Source organism: Rhizobium sp. CBN3 (genome assembly GCF_030518245.1).
Lineage (GTDB): Bacteria > Pseudomonadota > Alphaproteobacteria > Rhizobiales > Rhizobiaceae > Rhizobium > Rhizobium aethiopicum_A.
This window is the reverse complement of record NZ_JAULSE010000002.1, coordinates 69,962-85,655: the sequence shown is the minus strand read 5'-3', so window position 1 is coordinate 85,655 and position 15,694 is coordinate 69,962. Positions and strand designations below refer to the sequence as shown.

The window sequence follows — 15,694 nt, the reverse complement described above, 5'->3', positions numbered from 1 at the left end:
TCAGTGCAGGTTGGGCTGGGCGCCGACGCCCTTTTCGTCGATCTGATAGCCGCGCGCGAAACGGTCGAGCCGGAAGGCACGTGCCGTCTGGTGCGGCGTGTTGCGGGCGATCAGATGGGCGTAACAGAAGCCGGAGGCGGGCGTGGCCTTGAAGCCGCCGTAACACCAGCCGGCGTTGAGATAGAGATTGTCGATATGGGTGCGGTCGATGATCGGCGAGCCGTCCATGCTCATATCCATCACCCCGCCCCAGGAGCGCAGGTAGCGCACGCGGGACAGGGAGGGGATCATCGCAACTCCGGCCTCGGCGACATGTTCGACCGATGCCAAATTGCCGCGCTGCGCATAGGAATTATAGCCGTCGATATCGCCGCCGAAGACGAGGCCGCCCTTGTCGGACTGGGAGACGTAGAAATGCCCGGCGCCGAAGGTGACGACATTGTCGATGAAAGGCTTCAGCCCTTCGGAAACGAAGGCCTGCAGCACATGGCTTTCGATCGGCAGGCGAAGGCCGGCCATATCGGCGACGACGGTGGAATTGCCGGCCGCCGCCAGCGCCAGCTTGCCGCAGCCGATGAAGCCCCTGCTGGTCTCGACACCGGTCACCTTCCCGTTTTCGGTGCGGATGCCCGTGACTTCGCACTGGGTGATGATGTCGACGCCGCGGCCGTCTGTGCCGCGGGCATAGCCCCAGGCGACCGCGTCGTGACGCACCGTGCCGCCACGCGGCTGGTATAAACCACCCATGACCGGGAAACGGGCATTGTCGAAATCGAGGAAGGGCAGCTTCTTGCGCACCGCCTGCCGGTCGAGCAGCTCGGCATCGACGCCGTGCAGCCGCATGGCGTTGCCGCGGCGCGTATAGGCGTCACGCTGCGCGTCGGAATGAAAAAGGTTGAGCACGCCGCGCTGCGAGACCATGGCGTTGAAGTTGAAGTCCTGCTCCAAGCCTTCCCAGAGCTTCATCGACAGTTCGTAGAAGGGATTGTTGCCCGGCAGCAGGTAGTTGGACCTTATGATCGTCGTGTTCCTGCCGATATTGCCGGAGCCGAGATAGCCCTTTTCGAGCACGGCGACATTGGTGACGCCGAATTCCTTGGCAAGATAATAGGCGGTGGCAAGACCGTGACCGCCGCCGCCGACGATGACGACGTCGTAATGCGGCTTCGGCGCGGGGTCGCGCCAAGCGGGCGCCCAGCCCTTGTTGCCGCGAAGGCCGTTGAGGAAAATCGAAAGAGCGGAATAGCGCATGGGTCAACCCGAAAAGAACGACTGCATGATGACAGAAGGGATGTGATTGACTTGCGCAATTGGGACTTCAATGATTAGAAAAGAGACATGCCCTTAGTGGAAACTAGGCCCGATAGCAGAAGTGTCCAGGAGATCGGCTTCATCCTGATTCCGGGATTCGCGCTGATGTCTTACGCTTCGGCGACCGAGCCGCTCAGGGCGGCAAACCTTCTGGCGGGGCGCGAGATCTATCGGCTACGGATATTCTCGCCGGATGGCGCATCGGCGCTCTCCTCCTCCGGCGTAAGCGTACCCGCCGAACCTCTGCCCGTCAGAGGCTCGGGGCTTGGAACGGCTTTCGTCTGCGCCGGCGGTTCGCCGCGCGACTGGCGGTATCCGGGCGTGTTTGCCTGTTTGCGGCAGCTGTCGCGCGAAGGTGTGAGGATCGGCGGCATCTCGGGCGGTCCCTATCTGATGGCCGCCGCCGGTCTGCTTGCCGGCCGCGACTTCACCGTCCATTGGGAGCATGCGGCAGCCCTTCTCGAAGCCTTTCCGGATCTCACGCCGCGCCAGGCGCGGTTCGTGATCGACGGCAACCGCATCACTTGCGGCGGCGGCATTGCGCCGCTCGATATGATGCATGTGCTGATCGCCGAGCGGATGGGGCCAGATTTCGCCCGCCGGGTCAGCGACTGGTATCTTCACACGGAGGTCAACGAACCCGCCGCTCCCCAGCGCGCCTCACTCGCCGAGCGCTACGGCGTCCACCACCCCGGCCTGCTCAATGTTCTCGAGCGGATGGAAGAGACGATCGAGATGCCGCTCGACCGCGCAGCCATGGCGCTCATCGCCGGTGTCACTCCCCGTCACCTCGACCGGCTCTTTTCAACCCATCTCGGCACGACCTTTCTCGATCAGTATCACAGGATTAGGCTTCAGCATGCCCAACGCCTGCTGAAGCAGAGCCCGCTTTCCATCTCTGAAATCGCGGTCGCCACCGGTTTTTCCAGTTCGAGCCATTTTTCCCGCATGTTTCGATCCGTCTACGGTACGGCTCCGAGTGAGGCGCGGCGCGATTGAGTTTTCTTCAAGGTTGAGGAAATTTCACTACCACGATAGGGTTGCCTTCAGACAAAAGAAGGCGGCAGCGGAAAAATCCATGAAATCCAAACATGAAGCGGAAAAGCAACCGGAACCGGCGCAGGGCGGACGCACCCCCTTTTCCCAGGACCCGCATGCCGTTCGAGAACCGAAGGAAAACAACCTCGAAATGGCGATCGGCCATGAGGTGCGGGCCTACCGCAAGAAACTCGGCATCACCGTCACCGATCTCGCGGCTGCGACCGGCATTTCACTCGGAATGCTGTCGAAGATCGAGAACGGCAACATCTCGCCGTCGCTGACGACGCTGCAGTCATTGTCGAGGGCGCTCGGCGTGCCGCTGACGGCCTTTTTTCGCCGCTACGAGGAGCCGCGCAACGCCGTCTTCGTCAAGGCGGGGCAGGGCGTCGAGCTGGAACGGCGCGGCACCCGCGCCGGCCATCAATATAATCTGCTCGGCCATATCGACAACAACACCAGCGGCGTCATCGTCGAGCCTTATCTCATCACGCTGACGGCCGATTCCGATGTTTTCCCGACCTTCCAGCATGAGGGCATGGAGTTTCTCTACATGCTCGAAGGCGAGGTCATCTACCGCCACGGAGACCAGCTTTTCCAGATGCAGCCGGGAGACAGCCTGTTCTTCGACGCCGATGCGCCGCATGGGCCGGAGCAACTGGTAAAACTGCCGAGCAGGTACCTCTCGATTATCAGCTATCCCCAGCAGAACTCGCGAAGCTGATTTGCCTTAGAAGAAAAGTTTATTCCTGCCAGTTGAAGTCCATCCATAGACCTGCTAGTCCTTTCTCAACATGAAAGGAGGCACAGGCGATGTGCGGCATTGTTGGATTGTTCCTCAAGGACAAGAGCCTTGAGCCTCAGCTCGGAAACCTGCTTTCGGATATGCTGATCACCATGACGGATCGCGGGCCGGACTCGGCCGGTATCGCGATCTATGGCGGCTCCGCAGAGGGCAAAGCGAAAATCACCATCCAGTCTGCCAACCCAGGCGTTGACTTCGAAGGCCTGGCCGCTGACCTCGAGGAAGCCGGCATCAAAGCCCATGTGTGGATCAAGAGCACGCACGCGGTCATTGAGCTTGATGCCTCCAAGCTTGGAGCAGTGCGCGAGGCGCTCGAACGCATTCGCCCGGCAGTCCGCCTTATGGGCTCGGGTGAAAGCGTCGAAATCTACAAGGAAATCGGTCTCCCAAAAGACGTCGTGGCGCGGTTCGGCGTCCGCGCGATGAGCGGAACCCACGGCATCGGCCATACCCGCATGGCGACGGAATCCGCCGTCACCACCCTCGGCGCCCATCCATTCTCGACCGGCGCCGACCAGTGCCTCGTGCACAATGGCTCGCTGTCCAACCACAACAACCTGCGCCGCGAACTGGTTCGCGAAGGCATGACCTTCGAGACGCAGAACGATTCCGAAGTCGCCGCCGCCTATCTGACAGCCGAAATGGCCAAGGGCAAAGATCTCGGCCAGGCTCTGACGGGCGCGCTCGACGACCTCGACGGCTTCTTCACCTTTGTCGTCGGCACCAAATCCGGCTTCGGCGTCGTGCGCGACCCGATCGCCTGCAAGCCCGCCGTCATGGCCGAGACGGAGCAATATGTCGCCTTCGGTTCGGAATACCGCGCGCTGGTCAATCTTCCCGGCATCGAGAATGCCCGCGTCTGGGAGCCGGAGCCGGCAACTGTCTACTTCTGGGATCACGACAAGGCCGCCTGAGGCGCGCCTGAAAGCCAAGAGGCGGCGCAGACCGTCTCCCGGACCAATGAGGATTCAATGCCGACCTTCGATCTTTCCAACACGCCTCTTCGCGAACTGAACAGCGCGCTACACGCTCTCTCCAAAGGCGCCAACGACACTGAATTCGAGGTCGTCAACCCTCGCGGCAGCCATGCCGTCGCCGTCGGGATCGACAGCCCGGTGACGGTCGCTGTCAGGGGATCTGTCGGCTATTACTGCGCCGGCATGAATGACGGCGGCAAGATTACGGTTCATGGCTCGGCTGGACCGGGTGTTGCCGAAAACATGATGTCCGGCACCGTCGTCATCGAGGGCGACGCCAGCCAATATGCCGGGGCGACCGGCCGCGGTGGCCTGCTCGTCATCAAGGGCAATGCCGCTTCGCGCTGCGGCATTTCGATGAAGGGCATCGACATCGTTGTACACGGCAGCATCGGCCACATGTCGGCCTTCATGGGCCAGTCCGGCCATCTCGTCGTCCTTGGCGACGCAGGCGATGCGCTCGGGGATTCGCTCTACGAAGCGAAGCTGTTCGTCCGCGGCGAGGTCAAAAGCCTCGGCTCCGACTGTATCGAGAAAGAGATGCGGCCGGAGCATCTGGAGAAGCTTGCCGAACTGCTCGGCAAGGCAGGCGTGACGGACGTCAGACCCGAAGAGTTCAAACGCTACGGCTCGGCTCGCAAGCTCTACAATTTCAACATCGACAACGCCGACGCGTATTGAGGCGAGGGACATCCATGAGCTATCACAACCCCTATACCCCGCCCCGCAAGTCCGCGACGTTCGACGATTATACGCTGGCCGAAATCCGCCGTGCGGCGGCCACCGGCATCTATGACATCCGTGGCGCCGGCACCAAGCGCAAGGTTCCGCATTTCGACGATCTCTTATTTCTCGGCGCCTCCATCTCGCGTTATCCGCTCGAAGGCTACCGCGAGAAGTGCGACACGACAGTGGTGCTCGGCTCACGTTTCGCCAAGAAGCCGATCATGCTCAAGACACCGATCACCATTGCCGGCATGAGCTTCGGCGCGCTTTCCGGCAATGCGAAGGAAGCGCTCGGCCGCGGTGCGACGATAGCGGGCACCTCGACCACCACAGGCGACGGCGGCATGACGGATGAGGAACGCGGTCATTCGCAGACGCTGGTCTACCAATATCTGCCGTCGCGCTACGGCATGAACCCGAAGGATTTGCGCCGCGCCGATGCAATCGAAGTCGTGGTCGGCCAGGGCGCCAAGCCCGGCGGCGGCGGCATGCTGCTCGGCCAGAAGATCTCCGACCGCGTCGCCAATATGCGCAATCTGCCGAAGGGCATCGACCAGCGCTCGGCCTGCCGCCATCCGGATTGGACCGGCCCCGACGATCTGGAAATCAAGATCATGGAACTGCGCGAAATCACCGATTGGGAAAAGCCGATCTACGTCAAGGTCGGCGGCGCGCGCCCGTATTACGATACCGCTCTTGCCGTGAAGGCGGGTGCCGACGTCGTCGTGCTCGACGGCATGCAGGGCGGGACCGCGGCGACGCAGGACGTCTTCATCGAGAATGTCGGCATGCCGACGCTTGCCTGCATTCGTCCGGCTGTTCAGGCGCTGCAGGATCTCGGTATGCACCGGAAGGTGCAGCTCATCGTTTCCGGCGGCATCCGCTCCGGCGCCGACGTTGCCAAGGCGCTGGCGCTCGGCGCCGACGCCGTGGCGATCGGCACGGCAGCGCTTGTGGCGATCGGCGACAACGATCCGCGCTGGGAAGAGGAATATCAGAAGCTCGGCACCACGGCCGGCGCTTATGACGACTGGCACGAAGGCAAGGATCCGGCCGGCATCACCACCCAGGATCCGGAGCTCGCAAAACGCCTCGACCCGGTCGCGGCCGGCCGCCGCCTCGCCAACTACCTGAAGGTGATGACGCTGGAGGCCCAGACGATCGCGCGTGCCTGTGGCAAGAACCACCTGCACAATCTCGAGCCGGAAGACCTGGTCGCACTGACGATCGAGGCATCGGCCATGGCGCAGGTGCCGCTCGCCGGCACCAACTGGATTCCCGGCAAGGGAGGCTTCTGATTTCTACCGGCCGGGCAAACGTCCCGGCCGTGTCATATCCATAACCAAAGTGTCTCCAAGAAATCCAAAGGGGAACGAGAATGACACTGGACCTTGCTGCTTTTGCCAGAGACAAAGGCATCAAATATTTCATGATCAGCTACACCGACCTGTTCGGCGGCCAACGCGCCAAGCTGGTTCCGGCGGAAGCGATCGCCGATATGCAGAGAGATGGCGCCGGTTTCGCGGGCTTCGCCACCTGGCTCGATCTGACGCCTGCCCATCCCGACCTGTTTGCGGTTCCCGATGCTTCCTCCGTCATCCAGCTCCCATGGAAGAAGGACGTCGCATGGGTTGCAGCCGACTGCGTCATGGACGATCGGCCTGTCGAACAGGCGCCGCGCGTGCTGCTGAAAAGACTGGTCGCCGAGGCTGCGAAAGAAGGGCTCAGGGTGAAAACCGGCGTGGAGCCGGAGTTCTTCCTGATCTCCGCCGACGGCTCGGTGATTTCAGATCAATTCGATACCGCCGAAAAGCCTTGCTACGATCAGCAGGCGGTGATGCGCCGCTACGACGTCATCGCCGAGATTTGCGATTACATGCTCGAACTCGGCTGGAAGCCCTATCAGAACGACCACGAGGATGCGAACGGCCAGTTCGAGATGAACTGGGAATATGACGATGTTCTGAAGACGGCGGACAAGCACTCCTTTTTCAAGTTCATGGTCAAGTCGGTCGCCGAAAAACACGGGCTTCGCGCCACCTTCATGCCGAAGCCCTTCATGGGCCTGACCGGGAACGGCTGCCATGCCCATATCTCGGTCTGGGACGTCGACGGCAGGGTCAACGCCTTCGCGGACAAGGAAATGGCCTTCGGGCTCTCCGCCCAGGGCAAGACCTTCCTGGGCGGCATCATGAAACATGCCTCGGCGCTGGCGGCGATCACCAATCCGACGGTCAATTCCTACAAGCGCATCAACGCGCCGCGCACGACATCGGGCGCCACCTGGTCACCCAACACCGTGACCTGGACGGGCAACAACCGCACCCACATGGTGCGCGTGCCGGGACCGGGACGTTTCGAACTGCGTTTGCCGGACGGGGCGGTCAACCCCTACCTGCTGCAGGCGATCATCATCGCCGCCGGTCTCGACGGCATCCGCAGCCAGGCAGACCCCGGCCCGCACTACGATATCGACATGTATGCCGAGGGGCATTTGGTGAAGGACGCGCCGCGCCTGCCGCTCAATCTGCTCGATGCGTTGCGCGCCTATGATGCCGACGAAGGCCTGAAGCAAGCGATCGGCGCCGAATTTTCGGCCGCTTATCTCAAGCTCAAGCATCGGGAATGGAATGCCTATTGCTCGCATTTCACCCAGTGGGAACGCGACAGCACGCTCGACATCTGAGCGGCTGGACGACGTCTTCGACGACTGCTGGCATGCCGAGCCGACAAGACCCCGGCGTGACCAGGCCCCTCTGCGCTTGAAACGGCGAAGGAAGAGCCGACATGAAAAACTTCGTACTCACGGTATCCTGCAAATCGACGCGCGGCATCGTTGCAGCGATTTCGGGCTATCTGGCCGGCAAGGGCTGCAACATCATCGACTCCAGCCAGTTCGACGACCTCGATACCGGCAGGTTCTTCATGCGCGTCAGCTTCATTTCCGAGGAAGGACTTGCCGGTTCCGCGATCAGCGCCGATTTTGCCGCCGTCGCCGCGCCCTTCGCGATGGAGTACGAATTCCACGACAGCGAGAGCCGCATGAAGGTGCTGCTGATGGTGTCGCGCTTCGGCCATTGTCTCAACGACCTGCTCTACCGCTGGAAGATCGGGGCGCTACCGATCGACATCGTCGGCGTCGTCTCCAACCATTTCGACTACCAGAAGGTCGTGGTCAATCACGACATCCCCTTCCACCACATCAAGGTGACGAAGGAGAACAAGCCGCAGGCCGAAGCCCAGCTCGTCGATCTCGTCGATCAGACCGGCACCGAGCTGATCGTGCTCGCCCGCTACATGCAGGTCCTCTCCGATCAGCTCTGCAAGCAGATGTCGGGCAAGATCATCAACATCCACCACTCCTTCCTGCCGAGCTTCAAGGGCGCCAACCCTTACAAGCAGGCCTATCAGCGCGGCGTCAAGCTGATCGGCGCGACCGCCCATTACGTCACCGCCGATCTCGACGAAGGCCCGATCATCGAGCAGGACACCGCCCGCATCACCCATGCGCAGTCGCCCGACGACTATGTCTCGATCGGCCGCGACGTCGAAAGCCAGGTGCTGGCGCGCGCCATCCACGCCCATATCCATCACCGCACCTTCATCAACGGCAACCGCACCGTCGTCTTCCCGGCAAGCCCCGGAAGCTACGCCTCCGAACGCATGGGCTGAGAGATGGTCGAGGTCATCGACGGCAAGCTTGTTGCTGCATCCGTAATCGAGACGGTCAAGAGTGCGACGGCAGCGCTGGAAAAGATGAGCGGCGTCACGACAGGCCTTGCGGTCATCATCGTCGGCGACGATCCGGCAAGCCACGCCTATGTCGGCTCCAAGAGCCGCATGGCCAAGGAATGTGGTTTCAAGTCCGTCCAGCACACGCTGCCGGCGGACACGAAGCAGGAAGAGCTCGCAGCACTTGTCGCCACGCTTAACGCCGATCCGTCGATCCACGGCATCCTGGTTCAATTGCCCTTGCCGAAACCGCTCGACAGTGAACCGATCATCCAGTCGATCCTGCCGGAAAAAGATGTCGACGGCCTCAGCGTCGTCAATGCCGGCAAGCTCGCCACCGGCGACCTGAAGACCGGTCTGGTGTCCTGCACGCCGGCGGGCGCCATGGTCTTCGTCCGCCGCACCCATGGCGAGGATCTCTCCGGCCTCAATGCCGTCGTCATCGGCCGTTCCAACCTGTTCGGCAAGCCGATGGCGCAACTGCTGCTCAACGCCAATGCGACGGTGACGATCGCTCACTCCAGGACCAAGAATCTGGCAGAGGCCTGCCGCAATGCCGATATCCTGGTTGCGGCCGTCGGCCGGCCGGAGATGGTCAAGGCCGAGTGGGTCAAGCCGGGCGCGACCGTGATCGACATCGGCATCAATCGCGTGCCGGCTCCTGAGAAGGGCGAGGGCAAGACCCGGCTCGTCGGTGACGTCGCCTTCCGGGAAGTCTCCGAAATCGCCAGCACCATCACGCCGGTTCCGGGCGGCGTCGGCCCAATGACCATCGCCATGCTGATGGCCAATACCGTCATCTCCGCCCATCGCACTGCTCGGCAGGTGCCGCCGAAGTTTTGAGTGGAATGCTGTCTGACGGGCTTGCCATGGCGCGAAAGATTTATATAGTCAGGAAATAAATATTCCGTAGAGGAAATAAGAGGGAACGGAAATGGCTTTATCATGGCGTTTCTCCGTGTTGGCGGATCGGCATCGCGCTCTGGGATCGAAGCTCGAGGACTGGAGCGGCATGGGAACCGCCTGGACCTACGAGAAGGACATGTCGGAAGAACATGTCGCCGTTCGCACCAAGGCCGGCATCATGGATGTCTCGGGGCTGAAGAAGGTGCATCTGGTCGGCCCGCACGCCATCGCCGTCCTCGACTACATCACCACCCGCGACCTGACGAAGATCTATCCCGGCCGCTCGGTCTACGCGACCATGCTGAACGACCGCGGCCACTTCACCGACGATTGCATCGTCTATCGCACCGGCCCGAATTCCTGGATGCTGGTGCATGGCTCTGGCTCCGGTCACGAGGAAGTCGTCAAGCAGGCGGCGGGCCGCAATTGCGCGGTGCTCTTCGACGACGACCTGCATGACCTGTCGCTGCAGGGTCCGCTTGCGGTCGACTACCTCGCCAAATATGTGCCCGGCATCCGCGACCTCAAATATTTCCACCACATGCAGACGACGCTGTTCGGCGCACCCGTGATGATTTCGCGCACCGGCTATACCGGCGAGCGCGGCTACGAGATCTTCGTGCGCGGCCAGGACGCCGTCATGGTCTGGGACCGGATCATCGAGGAAGGCAAGGAGATGGGCATCATCCCCTGCTGCTTCTCGGTGCTCGACATGCTGCGTGTCGAAAGCTATCTGCTGTTCTACCCCTACGACAATTCGCAGATGTATCCCTTCGCCGACCAGCCGCCAGGCGACAGTCTCTGGGAACTCGGCCTCGACTTCACCGTCAGCCCCGGCAAGACGGGCTTCCGCGGCGCCGAGGAACATGCCCGCCTCAAGGGCAAGGAGCGCTTCAAAATCTTCGGCATGCTGATCGATGCCGACGGACCGGCCGACCTCGGCGACGAGGTCTTTGCCGACGGCAAGAAGGTCGGCGTCATCACCTGCCCGAGCTATTCGTCGCTGACGAAACAATCCATGGCGATCGCCCGTCTCGACGTTAACAAGGCGGTGCATGGGACGAAACTCGAAGTCCGCGGCAAGACCGTGAAGGCAAGCGCCACCGCCCACACGCTTCCCTTCGACGATCCGGACAAGAAGAAGAGGACTGCCGTGGGTTAAGGAGCACGCGCATGCTCGTTGCAGGCATCAAGAGCCGACCAGTCTATAAGGGCCTGACCATCCAGCCGCGCGCCCGGCGGCACATTTTCGCACTCGAAGGGGAGGGCGCCAAGGCTCTCCTCGACCAGCAGCCGGCGCTTGACGAAACGGCGCTTTCCCGCAGCGAAATCCTCTATGTCGCCCGCGGCTCTCAAGGGTCCGGTCTGGACGAGACGCTGCGCGGCCTCGGCGCCGACATGTTCTTCACCGCGCCGACGATCGCAACGCTGCTCTTCCGGTTGAAGGGATCGCTCGGGACGGCCCATATGGGCACTCGGCTTTATATCTCCGGCACGGAGGGCTTCATCGGCCAGGCGATGCTCGTGGCGCTTGATTACGGTATGGACCACGCCTCCATCATCACCGAGCATCGCGGCTCGCTGGCCAGGCGGGTGCAATGCGTCCATTGCAAGGGCATCACCGACGACGTCACCACAAGTCCCTTCGCCTGCAGCCATTGCGGGCTGACGCTTCTTGTCCGCGATCACTATTCGCGGCGGCTCGCCGCCTTCCAGGGCGTCAACATCGACGCGGAAGAGCCCGGCAGCGCGCCTCAGCCAGAGGAGTTGTTCCTTTGAGCGGCGGCACTGAAATTCCCGTGCGCGTAGCGCGAATCACTCCGATCGCCGAGCGCGTCAAGCGTTTCCGCTTCGAGCGCCTCGATGGCAAGCCGATGCCCTATTTTTCCGGCGGCGCCCATATCATCGTGTCGATGAACGATGGCGGCCATATGCGCCGCAATGCCTATTCGCTGATGTCTCCCCCGCACGACTGCGCGGCCTACGAAATCAGCGTGCTGCATGTCGAGGATTCACGCGGCGGCTCCACCTTCATGCATGAGAAGGTCACCGAAGGTGACGAGCTGAAGGTCAGCTATCCCGTCAACCTCTTCCAGCCCGACTGGCGCGGGCGCAAGCATCTTCTGATCGCCGGCGGCATCGGCATTACGCCTTTCATTGCGATGATGGAGCAGTTTTCCCGCGAAGGCGCCGCCTTCGAGCTGCATTACGCCATCCGAACGCGCGACCGCGGCGCCTACTGGCGCGAACTCCTGGAGCGCTATGGTCCGCATCGCGTCAAGATTCATTGTGACGCCGAAGGCAGTGCCATCCCGCTGACGCGTCTGCTCGACTGCCAGCCGCTCGGCACGCATCTTTATGTCTGCGGCCCCTCCGGCATGATCGACGGTGTGATGAAAGCGGGGCTCGATGCCGGCTGGCCGGAGCAGAACCTGCATTCGGAACGGTTCCTCTCATCCTTGCCCGGTAAGCCCTTCACGATCGAGCTTCTACGCTCCGGCAAGACCGTGAAGGTCGGCCATCACGAAAGCATGCTGGAGGCGATCGAGGCGGCCGGCGTCGACGCCCCCTTCCTCTGTCGCGGCGGCGCCTGCGGTCAATGCGAAACGGCGGTCGCCGTCTGCGAGGGCAAACTGCTGCACAACGACGTCTATCTGACGAGCGAAGAAAAGGCATCCGGCAGCAAGGTGATGATCTGTGTTTCCCGCTTCGAGGGAAACACGCTGCATCTTGATCTCTGACGGCATCGGAAAAAGGAGACCGGACATGGCTATCGCCTTCAAGCAAGAAACATTCCGGAACGATTTCAGTTACCGGAACAGTCCGGGGAACATCCGTCGTTTTCCGTTCCCCTTCGACCGCGACGAATACATGTATTCGGTCAACATGGAGCCACATGTGCGCGGCCGGGCGGGAACCGTCTACGAAAACCTGATCGATGTCGACGAGCATTACGTCGCCGAGATGCACGACCGGGCGCTGGTGCTGAAGGAAGATCCGCTGCGCTACCAGGCCCTGCCGCACATGATGAGCGCGCAATGGGACACGCTCGAACTTTTGATGGAAGAGCAGGCGGCGGGTTACCCCGACCATTTCACGCTGATCCGCAACGGCGACCAGTGGCGCTGGATCAACCGTCCGCTCGGTATCGACGACAGCTTCACCTTCGGCGATGCTTCGACGCTGCCCTGTGAGCCCTTCGAATATATCACCCGCCAGGCCCAGGGCGATTTCTGCATCGTCGACCAGCGCGACGGCAATTTGTGGATGGATGCCGGCATGGTGACGACGCAGGCCGATTGGTCGCTCGATTTCGACATCGGCATGAACTTCATGGAATGGCACGGGCCGGTGCCGCTCGCCCATCAGATCGGCGTCTTCGACCGGGCGCTGAAATTCCTCCTGAACCTGCAGCAGGGCAAGCCGACGCGGCGCTTCAACTGGACGATGACGATCAATCCGCGGCTCGACACCAGCCCGGAGAATTATCCTAAATGGGGTCCTGACCGCACGACGGTGACGCCTGAGAATGTCGGCGAGAAGGTGCATCTGCGCGTCGAATTGCAGAGCCTCTGGCGCCTGCCGCGCTCCAACGCCATCCTTTTTGTCATCCGCTGCTATCTGATGAACATGGAAGAACTCGTCACCGTGCCGAAATGGGCGCGGCGCTTCCCGCGGGTGCTGAAGACGCTGCCGCCGGAACTCATCGGCTATAAGGGCCTCACCCGCTATCGCGAGACCACGATCGACTGGCTTTCCAAATATGACGACGGGGCTCCGACCAGCCCCGGTATTTATCCGGATTGAGAGAAATGCCTTAACATCCTGAATTTCTGGATAATTACATCCTCCTTCGATTTCAGTTCGAGGAGTTATCCAGGAGATGATGCCATATAATCAAGAGGGGAATGCTTCATGACAAGAGTAGCCGTCATCGGTGCCGGTCCGTCCGGGCTGGCGCAGCTGCGCGCCTTTCAATCGGCTGCCCAGAAGGGTGCCGAAATCCCGGAGATCGTTTGCTTCGAAAAGCAGTCGGACTGGGGCGGGCTCTGGAACTATACCTGGCGCACCGGCCTCGACGAATATGGCGAACCGGTCCATGGCAGCATGTATCGCTACCTCTGGTCGAACGGCCCGAAGGAATGTCTCGAATTCGCCGATTATTCCTTCGAGGAGCATTTCGGCAAACCGATCGCCTCCTATCCGCCGCGCGCCGTGCTCTGGGACTATATCAAGGGCCGCGTCGAGAAGGCGAATGTCCGCCATTGGGTGCGCTTCAGCACGCCGGTGCGCATGGTCCGCTTCGATGAGGCCACGAAGAAATTCACGGTGACGGCGCATAACCGCATCGAGGACCGGATGTATGACGAGGAATTCGACTATGTCGTCGTTGCGAGCGGTCACTTCTCGACACCGAACGTGCCCTATTTCGAGGGCGTGAAGACGTTCAACGGCCGCGTCCTGCACGCCCACGATTTCCGCGACGCGCTCGAGTTCAAGGGCAAGGACATCCTGATCGTCGGCCGCAGCTATTCGGCCGAAGACATCGGTTCGCAATGCTGGAAATACGGCGCGAAATCGGTGACGACGAGCTACCGTTCAAAGCCGATGGGCTTCAAATGGCCGGAGAATTTCGAAGAACGGCCGCTGCTGACCAGGCTCGAAAACCGCACGGCGCATTTCCTCGACGGGTCGAGCAAGGAAGTCGACGCCCTGATCCTGTGCACCGGATACCAGCACCATTTCCCCTTCCTGCCCGACGATCTCCGCCTGAAGACGGCCAACCGCCTGTGGGCCGACAGCCTCTACAAGGGCGTGATCTTCGACAAGAACCCGCAGCTCTTCTATATCGGCATGCAGGACCAGTTCTATACTTTCAACATGTTCGACGTTCAGGCTTGGTGGGCGCGCGACGTGATGATGGGCCGCATCACCCTGCCGCCGGAAGAGGAACTGAAGGCGAATTTCGACATGTGGCGCGCCCGCGAGGAGACGCTCGAAGATGCCGAGCAGATGATCTGGTATCAGGGCGACTACGTGAAGGAACTGCTCGCCGAGACCGATTATCCCTCCTTCGACATCGAAGGCACCAACAAGACCTTCATGGAGTGGGAACATCACAAGGCCCACAACATCATGGGCTTCCGCGATCATGCCTATCGATCGCTGATGACCGGCAACATGTCGCCGACGCACCACACGCCCTGGGTCGAGGCGCTGGACGATTCCATGGAGGAATATCTGCGCAACTGAAGACGGCATGCCGCATAATTTATTAGATCCGAATCGATTTCCGGATAAAATCATGCGGCAGATTCAAAGTGCTACGGCCCCGCATGGCAGGAAGAGAGCCGTTCGTTGCGGCTCCTTCCAACTTTTAAAGTGAAGTGAGTAATCCAATTCGCAACTCCTCCTGTCGAGCGAGGCCCTCATGGATTTTCAAACAAGCATTCTCGGGCGCATGAGCGGTTTTCTTTACCGCTGCCGCGCCGATGAAAACTACACGATGCTTGAGATGACCAACGGCATCGAGCGCATTTTCGGTTACCCCGCCGACGAAATCATCGGCAACAGGACACGGACTTTCACCTCGATCATGTACGAGGAAGACGTGCCTTTGATGGACGAGGTGGTCGGGCGAGCGCTCGAGCAGCGGACGGACTGGACGATGGAATACCGCATCCGCCACGCCAGGGGCCATCTCATCTGGGTGACCGAGACCGGTGGCGGCATCTGGGACGAGAAGGGTGAACTTCTCTATCTCGAAGGCAGCATCGTCAATATCGAATCGCTCTATCAGCGAATCGACGAACAGACCGCCGACATGCGTGTCACCGCCTCGAAGACCAACGAGATCCTGCAATCGCTGCGTTACCTGAAGCTGCTTGCCGTCAATGCCGGCATCGAGGCGGCCCGTGCCGGCACCGCCGGGTCAGGCTTTGCCGTGCTTGCCGCCGAGATGCGCACGCTTGCCAACTCCTCGGAAGAGGCCGCACGCGCCATTTCCGACGCCCAACGCAAGGCGCAAGGCTGAGCGTTACCCAAGCAGCGATTGAATTTGCGGCTCACGATGAAAGGCGTCCGGTTAACTATGCCGAGCACCTTCCGATCGCGGTGCAATTTCAATTACTTGGTACAGTGCCGCCCGCGAAAAACCTCCTACCGTTGCAGGGAATGTTAAGGCCGCGTTAACCCTTTG

15 protein-coding genes are annotated in these 15,694 nt (G+C 61.2%); 14 read left to right on the top strand and 1 reads right to left on the bottom strand.

Going from position 1 to position 15,694, the window contains the following annotated elements; genetic code table 11:
• Complete coding sequence (locus QWJ46_RS03190) at positions 1–1,251, bottom strand: sarcosine oxidase subunit beta family protein (protein ID WP_302748968.1); 1,251 nt, start codon at positions 1,249–1,251, stop codon at positions 1–3.
• Positions 1,252–1,338: 87 nt separating this feature from the next.
• On the opposite strand from QWJ46_RS03190, the gene QWJ46_RS03185 reads away from it, so the two are divergent.
• From QWJ46_RS03185 to QWJ46_RS03120, 14 genes are all read left to right on the top strand, one after another.
• Positions 1,339–2,310: a GlxA family transcriptional regulator gene (locus QWJ46_RS03185; protein ID WP_302748967.1), complete on the top strand. Its 972-nt coding sequence runs from the start codon at positions 1,339–1,341 to the stop codon at positions 2,308–2,310.
• Positions 2,311–2,389: 79 nt separating this feature from the next.
• Positions 2,390–3,073, top strand: a complete 684-nt coding sequence (locus QWJ46_RS03180; protein ID WP_302748966.1) for a helix-turn-helix domain-containing protein — start codon at positions 2,390–2,392, stop codon at positions 3,071–3,073.
• 89 nt (positions 3,074–3,162) lie between these two features.
• Positions 3,163–4,068 (top strand): glutamine amidotransferase family protein, encoded by a 906-nt coding sequence (locus QWJ46_RS03175; RefSeq protein ID WP_302748965.1) that lies wholly within the window; start codon positions 3,163–3,165, stop codon positions 4,066–4,068.
• A 57-nt stretch (positions 4,069–4,125) separates the two neighbouring features.
• Positions 4,126–4,812: a GXGXG domain-containing protein gene (locus tag QWJ46_RS03170; RefSeq protein WP_302748964.1), complete on the top strand. Its 687-nt coding sequence runs from the start codon at positions 4,126–4,128 to the stop codon at positions 4,810–4,812.
• Between the two features lie 14 nt (positions 4,813–4,826).
• A complete protein-coding gene (locus QWJ46_RS03165; RefSeq protein WP_302748963.1) occupies positions 4,827–6,155 on the top strand; it encodes an FMN-binding glutamate synthase family protein in 1,329 nt (442 codons plus the stop codon).
• An 80-nt stretch (positions 6,156–6,235) separates the two neighbouring features.
• A complete protein-coding gene (glnT, locus tag QWJ46_RS03160; protein WP_302748962.1) occupies positions 6,236–7,543 on the top strand; it encodes a type III glutamate--ammonia ligase in 1,308 nt (435 codons plus the stop codon).
• 101 nt (positions 7,544–7,644) lie between these two features.
• Positions 7,645–8,529, top strand: coding sequence for a formyltetrahydrofolate deformylase (purU, locus tag QWJ46_RS03155; protein ID WP_302748961.1), 885 nt, complete (start codon positions 7,645–7,647; stop codon positions 8,527–8,529).
• A gap of 3 nt (positions 8,530–8,532) precedes the next feature.
• Positions 8,533–9,432 (top strand): bifunctional methylenetetrahydrofolate dehydrogenase/methenyltetrahydrofolate cyclohydrolase FolD, encoded by a 900-nt coding sequence (folD, locus tag QWJ46_RS03150; RefSeq protein WP_302748960.1) that lies wholly within the window; start codon positions 8,533–8,535, stop codon positions 9,430–9,432.
• A gap of 91 nt (positions 9,433–9,523) precedes the next feature.
• Complete coding sequence (locus QWJ46_RS03145; protein ID WP_302748959.1) at positions 9,524–10,657, top strand: aminomethyltransferase family protein; 1,134 nt, start codon at positions 9,524–9,526, stop codon at positions 10,655–10,657.
• Between the two features lie 11 nt (positions 10,658–10,668).
• On the top strand, positions 10,669–11,274 hold the full coding sequence (locus tag QWJ46_RS03140) for a dimethylamine monooxygenase subunit DmmA family protein (RefSeq protein ID WP_302748958.1): 606 nt from the start codon (positions 10,669–10,671) through the stop codon (positions 11,272–11,274).
• A complete protein-coding gene (locus tag QWJ46_RS03135) occupies positions 11,271–12,236 on the top strand; it encodes a PDR/VanB family oxidoreductase (RefSeq protein ID WP_302748957.1) in 966 nt (321 codons plus the stop codon). The genes QWJ46_RS03140 and QWJ46_RS03135 overlap by 4 nt, the downstream gene beginning before the upstream one ends.
• Before the next feature lie 25 nt (positions 12,237–12,261).
• Complete coding sequence (locus QWJ46_RS03130) at positions 12,262–13,302, top strand: DUF3445 domain-containing protein (RefSeq protein ID WP_302748956.1); 1,041 nt, start codon at positions 12,262–12,264, stop codon at positions 13,300–13,302.
• A 108-nt stretch (positions 13,303–13,410) separates the two neighbouring features.
• Positions 13,411–14,748, top strand: coding sequence for an NAD(P)-binding domain-containing protein (locus tag QWJ46_RS03125; protein WP_302748955.1), 1,338 nt, complete (start codon positions 13,411–13,413; stop codon positions 14,746–14,748).
• A 178-nt stretch (positions 14,749–14,926) separates the two neighbouring features.
• Positions 14,927–15,529 (top strand): PAS domain-containing protein, encoded by a 603-nt coding sequence (locus QWJ46_RS03120; protein ID WP_302748954.1) that lies wholly within the window; start codon positions 14,927–14,929, stop codon positions 15,527–15,529.
• The last annotated feature ends 165 nt before the right edge of the window (positions 15,530–15,694 follow it).

Bases quoted from the DNA above. Each gene is read 5' to 3' on its own strand.
- QWJ46_RS03190 (WP_302748968.1), bottom strand. From the start codon at position 1,251: ATGCGCTATTCCGCTCTTTCGATTTTCCTCAACGGCCTTCGCGGCAAC.
- QWJ46_RS03185 (WP_302748967.1), top strand. From the start codon at position 1,339: ATGCCCTTAGTGGAAACTAGGCCCGATAGCAGAAGTGTCCAGGAGATC.
- QWJ46_RS03180 (WP_302748966.1), top strand. From the start codon at position 2,390: ATGAAATCCAAACATGAAGCGGAAAAGCAACCGGAACCGGCGCAGGGC.
- QWJ46_RS03175 (WP_302748965.1), top strand. From the start codon at position 3,163: ATGTGCGGCATTGTTGGATTGTTCCTCAAGGACAAGAGCCTTGAGCCT.
- QWJ46_RS03170 (WP_302748964.1), top strand. From the start codon at position 4,126: ATGCCGACCTTCGATCTTTCCAACACGCCTCTTCGCGAACTGAACAGC.
- QWJ46_RS03165 (WP_302748963.1), top strand. From the start codon at position 4,827: ATGAGCTATCACAACCCCTATACCCCGCCCCGCAAGTCCGCGACGTTC.
- glnT (WP_302748962.1), top strand. From the start codon at position 6,236: ATGACACTGGACCTTGCTGCTTTTGCCAGAGACAAAGGCATCAAATAT.
- purU (WP_302748961.1), top strand. From the start codon at position 7,645: ATGAAAAACTTCGTACTCACGGTATCCTGCAAATCGACGCGCGGCATC.
- folD (WP_302748960.1), top strand. From the start codon at position 8,533: ATGGTCGAGGTCATCGACGGCAAGCTTGTTGCTGCATCCGTAATCGAG.
- QWJ46_RS03145 (WP_302748959.1), top strand. From the start codon at position 9,524: ATGGCTTTATCATGGCGTTTCTCCGTGTTGGCGGATCGGCATCGCGCT.
- QWJ46_RS03140 (WP_302748958.1), top strand. From the start codon at position 10,669: ATGCTCGTTGCAGGCATCAAGAGCCGACCAGTCTATAAGGGCCTGACC.
- QWJ46_RS03130 (WP_302748956.1), top strand. From the start codon at position 12,262: ATGGCTATCGCCTTCAAGCAAGAAACATTCCGGAACGATTTCAGTTAC.
- QWJ46_RS03125 (WP_302748955.1), top strand. From the start codon at position 13,411: ATGACAAGAGTAGCCGTCATCGGTGCCGGTCCGTCCGGGCTGGCGCAG.
- QWJ46_RS03120 (WP_302748954.1), top strand. From the start codon at position 14,927: ATGGATTTTCAAACAAGCATTCTCGGGCGCATGAGCGGTTTTCTTTAC.